This is a genomic window from Colwellia sp. BRX10-9 (genome assembly GCF_014077405.1).
Lineage (GTDB): Bacteria > Pseudomonadota > Gammaproteobacteria > Enterobacterales > Alteromonadaceae > Colwellia_A.
On the sequence record NZ_JACGVV010000030.1, the window covers coordinates 13,209 to 25,394 of the forward strand.

Below are 12,186 nucleotides of genomic sequence, written 5' to 3' on the forward strand. Positions count from 1 at the left end.
TTCTATGCGGTAACTCATAAGTTCAATGAAAGAGTAAGGTGGCAATTATGTCATAACTGGCAAATTTAGACTCTATTTATTTAACTAAAATTTTTACTGAATACGATAAAGTTTAGGCAAGGATTTTACCGTGATAATATAAATAGTAACTTTTTGATGAGTAATAGTTAAAAGTTATCGGTGCTTGTTATTCTTTTTTTTATCAATAACTTATAAGTCACCTTGTTTTGTTTTTGATAATATAATTAAAATAGTTGTAAAAAAGCTTGATACTGTACGGTCATACAGTATACTTGCTTCATCAAAACGAAATCTTAGCAACATCGGCGGAACAAACATGAAAGACGATAAAGAAAAAGCATTAGCAGCAGCATTAAGTCAAATTGAAAGACAATTTGGTAAAGGCTCAATTATGAAGCTTGGTGATAATAACACCATGGATGTTGAAACCATTTCTACAGGTTCATTGGCGCTTGATGTTGCACTCGGTGCGGGTGGTTTGCCACTTGGGCGTGTTGTTGAAATTTATGGTCCTGAATCAAGTGGTAAAACAACGTTAACGCTTGAAGTTATTGCTGAAGCTCAGCGTAACGGTAAAGTTTGTGCCTTTGTTGATGCTGAGCATGCACTTGACCCTATTTATGCTGAAAAGTTAGGTGTTAACATTAACGAATTACTTGTTTCTCAGCCTGATACCGGTGAGCAAGCATTGGAAATTTGTGACATGCTAACGCGTTCAGGTGCTATAGACGTTATTGTTGTCGATTCTGTTGCTGCACTTACACCAAAAGCAGAAATTGAAGGCGATATGGGTGACTCTCATATGGGATTACAAGCCCGTATGCTTTCACAAGCAATGCGTAAGTTGACAGGTAACTTGAAAAAATCTAATACCATGATTATTTTCATTAACCAAATTCGTATGAAAATTGGTGTAATGTTTGGTTCTCCTGAAACCACAACGGGTGGTAATGCACTTAAGTTTTATGCTTCTGTTCGTTTAGATATTCGACGTATCGGTGCTGTAAAAGCAGGCGACGAAATTATTGGTAACGAAACCCGCGTAAAAGTGGTTAAAAACAAAATAGCGCCTCCTTTTAAACAAGCAGAATTTCAGATTTTATATGGCGAAGGTATTAACAGCTTAGGTGAATTAATTGATTTAGGCGTTTTGCATAACATGGTTGAAAAAGCCGGTTCTTGGTATAGCTACAATGGCGATCGTATTGGCCAAGGTAAAGCAAATGCGGCTAAATCTTTAGCAGAAAAACCTGAAATGGCAAAAGAACTTGATAAGCGTTTACGCGACTTACTGTTAATTAAAAGTGTAAGAGCAAGTGAAAAACCAGCTAAAGAAGAAGAAGCTGTAGAATAAACATTACACATTACACATTAAACATAAAAGTTTAAACAATTATTAAGCCACTGTATTTACAGTGGCTTTTTTATATCTAATTAGTGACTTTGCTCTCTTATGCTATCGTTATTTAATGTGCTATATAGTATTTTACCTAAGCATCTTTACTGCCCAATACCCCCCGTTTATCTACGTAGCACTCTATTAGGCTAGTTCCACCAATATTTACTCGCTAGGGTTATAGATGACAAATAATATTAACGTAAAAAACATTATAGACGTCTATACGTTTAGATGTTGACATAGCTAAAAATCCACGTACCATAAAATGATAATATTTATATATCCGTTATCATTCGTAGTACTTGAGTTAGTCGAAACCTGTATGTTGATTGGTAGCCAGAATATAAGTTAATAAATGAAAGTAGAGAACGAAGTGTTCATGCTTGTTTGACATTATTTGATTAGGTAAACGCTATGCCCATTAAAATTCCAGATTTATTACCTGCTTTGTCTATTTTAGGTGAAGAAAATATTTTTGTAATGTCTGAGCGTAGAGCGGCAAGTCAAGAAATTCGCCCAATGAAAGTCGCTATTCTCAATCTAATGCCTAATAAAATTGAAACAGAAGTTCAAATATTACGGGTATTGTCTAATACACCTTTACAAATAAATGTCGATTTTGTGCGTATTCACGCCAATGAATCGAAACATACGCCGAAAGAGCACTTAGATAATTTTTACCGCCTCTTTGATGACATTAAAAATACTCAATACGATGGCTTAATTATAACCGGTGCACCATTGGCGTTAATGGAATACGAGAAAGTAACTTTTTGGGATAAAATTTGTGAAATATTTGATTGGGCTGAAGAAAATGTCACCTCAACAATGTTTTCTTGTTGGGCTGCTCATGCCGCTCTATATCATCACTATGGATTGCGACGACATTTAAGAAAAGAAAAATTATCTGGTGTTTTTCAGCATAGCCCCATCGACCAAAAAGAACAGCTTACCCGCGGCTTTGAAGAATTTTTTAATGTCCCACACTCACGATTTGGATATATTGATAAGTCTGATTACCTATCAATTCCTGAATTAAAAATTATAGCTGAATCTCCACAAGCAGGCGTTTATGTGGTCGCGAGCAAAAATAAACAACAAGTCTATTTAACCGGACATCCAGAATATGACTCAACCACGCTAGATGAAGAGTTTCAACGTGATCTTAAGGCTGATGTTAATGCAGTTATGCCCAATAATTATTATATTGATGATGACATAACAAAAGTGCCACACAGTTCATGGCGTAGTCATGCCAGTTTATTATTTACTAATTGGTTAAACTATTATGTTTATCAGATCACACCGTACAAGCTAGATGCAACAAATATTAAAGCAATACACCCAGACGCAGAAATATAAACAGTGTCGGATATATCTAGTCATTAAATTAAGTTTGAAAGTAAAAGTAGAGAAATCGTATGAAAAAATCAGCATCATTTAGTCGTCTTGAGCAACAAATACAAAAAAGAATTCTTATTTTAGATGGTGCTATGGGGACGATGATCCAAGCCTATAAATTTGAAGAACAAGATTACCGAGGTGAACAGTTTGCTGATTGGCATCTTGATGTCAAAGGCAATAATGATATGTTAGTGCTTACACAACCCGAGGTAATTAAAGCTATTCACTATGAATACCTTGAAGCGGGTGCTGATATTATTGAAACGAATACTTTTAATGCCACCACGATTGCGATGGCAGATTACGATATGCAGTCGTACAGTGCGGCAATCAATTTAGCGGCGGCACAAATAGCCCGTGCAGCAGCGGATGAATTCACCGCTAAAAACCCTGATAAACCAAGGTTTGTTGCCGGCGTTTTAGGGCCAACGAACAGAACATGTTCTATTTCACCCGATGTTAACGATCCTGCTTATCGAAATGTGACTTTTGATCAATTAAAAGATGCCTACATAGAATCAACGAAAGCACTGATTGAAGGTGGCTCAGATATTATTCTTATTGAGACTATCTTTGATACCTTAAATGCTAAAGCGGCTATTTTTGCGGTTGAAACTGTTTTTGATGAATTACAGTTACGTTTACCTGTAATGGTCTCGGGTACCATTACTGATGCATCAGGCAGAACATTGTCAGGACAAACCACCGAAGCTTTTTATAATTCATTGCGCCACGCAAAACCTATTTCATTTGGTTTGAACTGTGCATTAGGTCCGGTTGAACTAAGACAATATGTGGCAGAATTGAGTCGAATATCAGACTTTGCTGTTTCAGCTCATCCTAATGCAGGTTTGCCTAATGCCTTTGGTGAATACGATTTCAGCGTCGAAGATATGAATGTTCATGTCAATGAGTGGGCTGAATCGGGATTCCTTAACATTATTGGTGGCTGTTGTGGTACAACGCCAGCGCATATAAAAGGTATGGCGGATGCGGTTGCCAATGTAAAACCTAGGGAAATTAGCGCCAGGAAAATTGCTTGTCGTTTGTCCGGGCTTGAAGCGTTAACCATAGAGGAAAGTTCATTATTTGTTAACGTTGGCGAACGAACTAATGTTACTGGCTCTGCTGTATTTAAGCGCTTAATTACCGAAGAAAATTACGAACAAGCCGTCGCTGTTGCCCTGCAACAAGTTGCCAATGGCGCGCAAATTATAGATATAAATATGGATGAAGGCATGCTTGATTCAAAAGCGGCGATGATCCGTTATTTGAATTTAATTGCTGGTGAGCCAGATATCGCGAAAGTGCCTATTATGCTTGATTCTTCTAAATGGGATATTTTAGAAGAAGGCTTGAAATGTATTCAGGGCAAGGGGGTTGTTAACTCAATCAGCTTGAAAGAGGGCGAAGAAAACTTCCGTAAACAAGCTGAACTATTACGCCGTTATGGTGCGGCTGTTATTGTTATGGCCTTCGACGAACAAGGTCAAGCAGACACACGGGTACGTAAGTATGAAATATGTAAACGTGCTTATGAAATTTTAGTCAATGAAATAGGCTTTCCTGCAGAAGACATTATCTTTGATCCCAATATTTTTGCGGTAGCAACCGGTATCGAAGAGCATAATAACTATGCGGTAGATTTTATTGAAGCGGTTGCCGATATAAAAGAAAACCTGCCTCATGCGATGATTTCGGGCGGTGTTTCTAACGTATCATTTTCATTTCGTGGTAATAACCCAGTACGTGAAGCGATTCATGCGGTGTTTTTATACCACGCAATAAAAAATGGTATGGACATGGGCATTGTAAATGCAGGTCAGTTAGCTATTTATTCAGATATTCCTGACGATCTCCGCCTTGCTGTTGAAGATGTTATACAAAATAGCGATGACGATGCAACAGAACGCTTACTTGATGTGGCTGAGTCTTATCGTGGGCAAGCGGGGAGCAAAAACAATAAGGCTGATTTAACCTGGCGTGAGCTACCGATTAAAGAGCGTTTAGAATACTCTTTGGTTAAAGGCATTAATGAATTTATTGTCGAAGATACTGAAGCAGCAAGGCTAGTGGCTGAACGACCTCTTGATGTTATTGAAGGACCATTAATGGATGGTATGAATACCGTTGGTGATTTATTTGGTGCTGGCGAAATGTTTCTGCCACAAGTGGTAAAATCAGCCCGAGTGATGAAACAAGCTGTTGCTCATTTAAATCCATTCATTGAAGCTGAAAAAACTGAAATAAAATCAAACGGCAAAATCTTACTGGCAACAGTAAAGGGTGATGTCCACGATATTGGTAAAAATATAGTCGGTGTTGTCTTACAGTGTAACAACTACGAAATTATTGATTTAGGTGTCATGGTTTCTTGTGATGACATCTTACGCGTGGCGAAAGCCGAAAAGGTCGATGTGATTGGATTGTCAGGTTTGATAACACCGTCACTTGATGAAATGGTGCATGTTGCTAAAGAAATGAAACGTCTTAATTTTGACTTGCCGTTACTTATTGGTGGCGCGACAACATCAAAAGCTCATACTGCCGTTAAAATAGAGCAACAATATCAACATCCGGTTATATATGTGCCTAATGCGTCACGTTCAGTTTCAGTCGTTAGTACCTTACTTTCAGATGATAGTGAGAAACGTGCGGCATTTTTAGCGCGTCAAGATGATGAATATGCGCGGGTGCGAGAGCGTCATTATAAAAAAGGACCACGTTCAAGCTTAATATCATTAGAAGATGCACGCGCCAATGCTGCGCCGATAAGTTTTGAAAACTATACCCCTAAAATACCCAATAAACTTGGTGTTACGGTACTTGATGATCTTGATTTAAATGTCATTCGAAACTACATCGATTGGACGCCATTTTTCATGACTTGGCAGTTATCAGGCAAATATCCGCTTATTTTACGACACGAAGTGGTCGGCGAAGAAGCAACTAATCTATTTAATGATGCTAATGCTTTATTAGACGATATTATTAACAGTAAAAAGTTAACCGCAAAAGCGGTTTTTGGTCTGTTTCCAGCTCATCGTCAAAAAGATGATTTAATATTATTTGCAGATGAAAACCGAGATAAGCAATTGATGAAATTGCATCAATTGCGTCAACAAAGTAAAAAACCAGCAGGGCAGTTTAACCGTTGTTTGGCTGATTATATCGCGGATAAAACGTCGGGTATTAAAGATTATGTTGGTGCTTTCGCGGTATCTGCAGGTTATGGTTGCGACGAGCTAGTGAAGGAGTTCGCCGCTCAACATGATGACTACAATAGTATTTTAGTTAAAGCTGTTGCCGACCGATTAGCAGAAGCGAGTGCTGAATATCTCCATGAAAAAATTCGCAAAGAATACTGGGGATATGCCCCACAAGAGTCGCTTGCTAATGACGATTTAATTCGTGAAAAATATCAAGGTATTAGACCTGCGCCGGGTTATCCTGCCTGTCCAGAACATACCGAAAAAGGTTTGTTGTGGGAACTACTCAATGTTGAAGAAAACATCGGCATGGAGCTCACCTCAAGTTTTGCCATGTGGCCTGGCGCCGCGGTTAGTGGTTGGTACTTTGCTCACCCAGAATCAAAATACTTTGCGGTCGCTAAAGTCGCTAAAGACCAAGTGATTAATTATGCGACTCGCAAAGGGATGACATTGCCACAAGCAGAGCGTTGGCTGTCAGCTAACTTGGATTATGAACCTGAGTAATTAATAGAGCCATTATCATTTAGTTTATACGGCAACGGCCTTAAATCTCTGTAAAGTAGGTTTAAGGCCGTTGTTCATTTGACTACTCAATGTTAAACGACGAGATGACCTGTGTTGTGTATTAAAAGGTTCTTTCGATAAACCAATAAATAGCGATAACGGCGATAAGCGCACTTAACGGTATCACCACGTATTGTCTATATTGAGGTTTTTTAGCAAACCAGCGCGTCGCTAATAAAGCTAAGGCAACGACCGTTATTTGCCCCAACTCAACGCCAATATTAAATGAAATTAAGCTACTGACATACTCACTCTTGGGTAAGCCCAGTTCAACAAGTACTGCTGCAAACCCTAAACCGTGCAGTAAACCAAAAGCAAAGATAATGGGTAAGCGCCACTTTGTTAGTTTGTGATAAAAAATATTCTCAATAGCCACGTAAGCAATTGATAAGGCAATAAGCGGCTCTACAATGCTGCTAGGTAGGTTGATAATACCAAAGATACCCAAAGCTAGCGTAATGGTATGGGCAAGAGTAAAGGCACTTACCTGCCAGAGCAGTGTCGATGTCTTAGTGGCTAATAAAAATAGCGCGAGCACAAATAGAATATGATCAAGCCCTTGCGGCAGAATATGTACAAAGCCCTGATAGATATACTCAACAATATTAAGCAGCTTAATTTCGGCTGTTGAAAGTTTACGTACACCACCCTTGATATCATCAATAGAAAAGTGATGGCTGTTCTGGCCGGATAGCACTAAAGATTTCTCTGAACGGCTGACTGTTAATAAGACATCCCCTAAGATGGGCGAAAATATCAAGGCTGCGTTGTTACTTTTTTGTGGCAATTGACCCTGCGACAATAGCTTAATGGTTTTAGTCGGTGAGTCAGCGCGAAGTCTTGCTTTTAATTCAAATACCGTTAGCCCTGAAAAAGGGGCAACAAGCACACTTTCTTCATCAATAATAAAAGCGCTTTGTTGATTTATTATTTGCAATATTTTTGAGAGTAATTGCTTTATTTCAATTAAAGAGAGGTTTTTTAGATGATTAATTAAATCTGCCTCATCTACTGATGATTTTTGATGACTTTTAATAACATGCAAAACATCAATATCGATACTAAGTTGGTAGTTATTGTCTACAAGTAATTTTAGCTCTGCTTGGTTAGCTTCATTGGTGTGAGCATTCACTAGTGCAGGTGATAAAAGTAGTAATAGGGCAAAAGTTGTTTGTAAAAGGCGCGTAATCATAAAAGTAATATCAGCTAGTCATTGATAAAAAATAAAGCGACAAATTAACGTATTTAGCATGAAATTAACAGTGGTCAAATTATTATTTCAGTATTGAACTATTAACTTAAAAGTTTATACTGTGTTTGTATACAGTCTAGGTTGAGTTGCCCATAGCGAAAATATGCTTTATTTTTTCACAACGAAATAAGGGACTTTTGATAAACATGATTACTATAATTAAGACATGACTAAAACATGACTCAAAGCCGAAAAATAATACATATAGATATGGACTGTTTCTATGCCGCTGTTGAAATGCGTGACAATGAGTCTTTACGTAATGTGCCACTTGCGGTCGGCGGTACAGGGCCCCGAAGCGTCTTGTGTACGTGTAATTACCAAGCAAGAAAATTTGGTGTTCGCTCGGCAATGCCAGCAATTAAGGCGATGCAACTTTGCCCTGAGCTAGTTATTGTTTCAGGCAGAATGGCTGTTTACCAAGAAGTTTCTGCACAAATAAGGGCGATATTTCAACGTTACACTCAGTTGATTGAACCATTGTCGCTTGATGAAGCCTTTCTTGATGTTACCCATAACAAAGAGTTTAACGGCAGTGCGACGCTTATTGCGGAGCAAATACGTCGTGATATTTTTAATGAACTCAATCTAACCGCCTCGGCAGGTGTTGCTCCTAATAAATTTATTGCTAAAATTGCCAGTGATGAAAATAAACCTAATGGTCAATGTGTTGTTACGCCCGCAGACGTGAGTGGTTTCGTTGAAAAATTACCACTGAAAAAAATTCCGGGTATTGGCCCAAAAACAGCACAAAAATTATTGGGTTACGGCTTCTCGTCATGTGCAGATATACGAGCAAGTTCTGTCGCCGTATTAACACCTATTGTCGGCAAGTTTGCCCCTGCATTGTATCAACGAAGTTTTGGTATTGATCATCGCCAATTAGAAACCGACAGAGTTAGAAAATCATTAGCGATAGAAACCACTTTTTCTCAAGACTTGTCTTGTGAAAAAGAGTGTGAAAGTGCCGTTGAGCTTTTATATGAGAAGCTTTTAGTGAGATTAGAAAAACATCAACATATGGTTATTAGTAAGCAAGGGATTAAACTTAAGTTTAATGACTTTACCCAAACAACAGTTGAGCAGCAAAGCAGCCACTGTGATGAAAACACCTTTAAACAATTACTGTTAAAAGCACTGTTGCGTAGTCAATCTAGGGGAATACGTTTAATAGGATTAACGCTAGGTTTTGCTGAGCATAATAACAAAGAAACACAGCAGCTTTGTTTTAGTTTATAACCGGTACTGACTTGATATGATGTCAGTACCGGTATTTTAGTTTTTATTACTGTGCCTATTACTGTGCTTATGCGGGTTTAATGATTTCTTTAACCGCCAATTCTAATTTTGGATCGTTAATATTTGAGCTAGTAGATTTGAAAACAACTTGTCCACTTCTATTGATAAAAAATGTCGTTGGTGTACCTTTTACGCCATATAACTTAGCAACTTTTTCACCTTCAACACCGGTAATAAATTGATAACCTCGTTGAGTAATCGAGTCTTGTGGTTTTGCTCCTTCATCTTCACTAAAACTAATAGCAACAATCTCAATGCCGGTATTTTTATACTTTTCAGTTAGCTCGACTAATTTAGGCTGCAATTTTTTACAATAGGGACACCATGTTGCCCAAAAATGCAAAATCACCGGCTTGCCCTGATAGTCTGCTAATGAAATGCTTTTACCGGCTTGGGTTTTTAGTGTCCAGTCTGGGGCTTGGTTGGCTTTATTGTCATTGGCGTTAACGTTGAACGACAATATGCTAACGAATATTATAATAATTGATAAAAATGCTTTCATGAAACAACCTACTTTTATTTATATGACTAACTACTTTAGGAGACCTTGATTACGGCGAAATTATTTCGAGCTTTTTATTAACAAAAAAGCCTATCGTATTGATAGGCTTTTTGACACTTCATTTAAAAGTGTTATAAACCTAACACTTTTTTACCTTGCTTAAAGGTAATATCAACAGGAATATTAGCCGCTTCAATACGCGCTAAGTCTTCTGCTAAATCGGCTTTAATGACACCGCTTTTTGCAACAAGTGCAGCCACACCTTCATAATCACCATTACCTTGTAAGGTTAAAATAAGCTCAGACAACGAATCAATAGCGGCAGTCATCTTATCAATGTTGACAGAGTATAACCCTTGCGAGTTACGGGTAAACGCCCCTTGCTCAGCAAAGTAATTAAACCGTACCATGTTGGCTTTACCGTGAGCAGATGTTGCGCCAAAGCGCACTGAACGGAAAATTCCCGCTAAGAAGGTTGTGTAATAATCTTGCAATGTACCTTCTTCAATGGCGCCTTTAATGAGTAACTGGCGGATCATATAAAGCCCAAGGATATCGGCTTTACCTTCTTCTAGTGCCGAAGCATGCTCTTTTAATGATTGGCGTACTGTGCCCTTATCATTAATGGTATTTTTGATACCCAAACCATGGGCAACCTCATGAAACATCGTATTAGCAAAGAAGGCATTGAATGTTACATTTTCACGTTGCTCAGCAACGATTAAGGTACTAGCAATGGGTAACATAATATTATCGAACTTGGCTTGCATCGCATTTTTAAGTTGTAAGCGGCGCGTACCTTTCTCTAACTGTACTTTTTCGTCATTGGGGAGATTAATCGCAATGGTTTTACTACCGGCATTAGAATGACCTGCATAATAAATGACGTCATATGCGTTTAAGTCTGCATCAGAGCCGGGTACTTCTTTTTTATAAGCTTTTTTAACGGGTAAGTCTTTTTGTAATTCGGGTAAATATTCAGCATATTTAGCGAGCTTTTCACTCCAGGCTAAATCTTTAATCAGCACATAAGATTCAAAAGCAGCGCGGTAACCATAAAGCTGATCTTCGTAGGTTTCTATTGGGCCAATAACGACATCAATAGGATTGTTTTTCATATCCATCCAAGCAAAATCAGACGCTTGAAAGTCATCATGACGGATTGCTGTCGCACGTAAATTTAAGTAATTTGCAAATTCTTTATCATCAGCAAAGCTTGATGCTTTTTCTAATATAGCCGCAATACGATTAATGCTATCGCTATAAAGCTCAGAAAAAGCCACTGACGTTAATTGGCCATCGCTGGTACGCTTAACTACCGAATACAAGCCACTCTTGTCAGCAAAGTCTGCTTGCTCAAATTCAGCTTTGGTTAAGTCATTAGGGTAAAACTCTGCGCCAGCCGCTTTTGCTTGATATCCAGAAAGGAAAGGTTTATCGCCATCTAATCTATCCCAAGGACCATAATTGATACGGGCAAATTCACGGACCTTTTCATCATCAATACTAGCAAGGAAGCTTGCTTTGTCTTCACCAAAAGCCTGTTGCCAGAAAAGTTCATCAATAATATCTGAAGCTTCAATAAGCAATACGATCATTTTTTTCTGGTTTTCAGACAAGTGGCTCAAATCAGCACTAAGTGTTACTGGCTTATATATGTCTAAACGACTTTTGGCTTCTGCTAATAAAGTAGGCGCTGAACGTGGTTGTTTATTATTTTCACTACAAGCGCTTAATAGGCTAGTGGCAAGCAAAAGGCCAGTAGCGAGTTTTGTTAGTCTCATTTTTATTCTCACGTATTTTTTGAATATGTATATATAACGCAAAGAGATTACCAAAAATGGCAGGATGCGCAAGGTCTTAATCTATGGGATGGGATCAGGTTTTAGTGAGTTTGTTTTATTGGCGGGGTAAAAAATTAAATAATAGGCAAAAAAAAACCAGCATAAGCTGGTTTTTTAATTCAATAACAAAAATTAAAGCGCTTTAATAGCAGCGTTTAAACGACTCTTACTACGAGCAGCTTTATTTTTGTGAATAAGACCTTTGCTTGCAAAACGATCTAAGATCGGTTGTGCAGCAGCAAATTCTTTAGATGCTGTGTCTTTGTCACCAGCTTCAATTGCAGCGAGTACTTTTTTGAATAGAGTGCGCATCATTGAACGACGACTTGCATTATGTTGACGGCGTTTTTCTGATTGAACCGCGCGTTTCTTCGCCTGCTTTGAATTAGCCAAGGTGAACTCCTAAAATATGATTGTATATATAGCCTAAATTTAAGGCGAGGAAATATGCCTTTTTTTAGCTCGATTGTCAAACCTTTTACCGGTTTAATTTACTTAATAACGATGAATTTACCATTATATAATAATTATCATTATTGGTTACTAAATAATGACGCTATTTTACCTGTTATTTACAGGATTTAAAATAGATTAAAAACTTCTTTGCATTTACTTGTTTATCACAGGTAAAAAGCTGCATAATATTAATGAAAAATTACATCTTGGAATATGATGATTTATATCGATTT

At 37.9% G+C, this 12,186-nt stretch carries 8 protein-coding genes; 4 read left to right on the forward strand and 4 right to left on the reverse strand.

The window, feature by feature from the left end:
* Positions 1 to 337: 337 nt before the first annotated feature.
* The 3 genes from recA to metH all read left to right on the forward strand — a co-directional run bounded on the left by recA (position 338) and on the right by metH (position 6,540).
* Positions 338 to 1,375, forward strand: a complete 1,038-nt coding sequence (gene recA, locus H4J69_RS15360; RefSeq protein WP_182216951.1) for a recombinase RecA — start codon at positions 338 to 340, stop codon at positions 1,373 to 1,375.
* 459 nt (positions 1,376 to 1,834) lie between these two features.
* Entirely contained in the window at positions 1,835 to 2,782 is a 948-nt protein-coding gene (gene metA / locus H4J69_RS15365) for a homoserine O-succinyltransferase (RefSeq protein WP_182216953.1), read from the forward strand.
* A gap of 59 nt (positions 2,783 to 2,841) precedes the next feature.
* Complete coding sequence (metH, locus tag H4J69_RS15370) at positions 2,842 to 6,540, forward strand: methionine synthase (protein ID WP_182244758.1); 3,699 nt, start codon at positions 2,842 to 2,844, stop codon at positions 6,538 to 6,540.
* Positions 6,541 to 6,661: 121 nt separating this feature from the next.
* Here metH and H4J69_RS15375 read toward each other — a convergent pair whose 3' ends face one another.
* Positions 6,662 to 7,792: a HupE/UreJ family protein gene (locus H4J69_RS15375; protein WP_182244759.1), complete on the reverse strand. Its 1,131-nt coding sequence runs from the start codon at positions 7,790 to 7,792 to the stop codon at positions 6,662 to 6,664.
* Positions 7,793 to 8,029: 237 nt separating this feature from the next.
* On the opposite strand from H4J69_RS15375, the gene dinB reads away from it, so the two are divergent.
* Complete coding sequence (gene dinB / locus H4J69_RS15380; RefSeq protein WP_182244760.1) at positions 8,030 to 9,091, forward strand: DNA polymerase IV; 1,062 nt, start codon at positions 8,030 to 8,032, stop codon at positions 9,089 to 9,091.
* Between the two features lie 67 nt (positions 9,092 to 9,158).
* Here the strand turns inward: dinB and H4J69_RS15385 are convergent, their stop codons facing one another.
* The 3 genes from H4J69_RS15385 to rpsT all read right to left on the reverse strand — a co-directional run bounded on the left by H4J69_RS15385 (position 9,159) and on the right by rpsT (position 11,890).
* On the reverse strand, positions 9,159 to 9,653 hold the full coding sequence (locus H4J69_RS15385; RefSeq protein ID WP_182216960.1) for a peroxiredoxin: 495 nt from the start codon (positions 9,651 to 9,653) through the stop codon (positions 9,159 to 9,161).
* 131 nt (positions 9,654 to 9,784) lie between these two features.
* Entirely contained in the window at positions 9,785 to 11,437 is a 1,653-nt protein-coding gene (locus H4J69_RS15390) for a dipeptidyl-peptidase 3 family protein (protein ID WP_182216962.1), read from the reverse strand.
* Between the two features lie 192 nt (positions 11,438 to 11,629).
* Positions 11,630 to 11,890: a 30S ribosomal protein S20 gene (gene rpsT / locus H4J69_RS15395; protein ID WP_070374488.1), complete on the reverse strand. Its 261-nt coding sequence runs from the start codon at positions 11,888 to 11,890 to the stop codon at positions 11,630 to 11,632.
* Between the last annotated feature and the right edge of the window lie 296 nt (positions 11,891 to 12,186).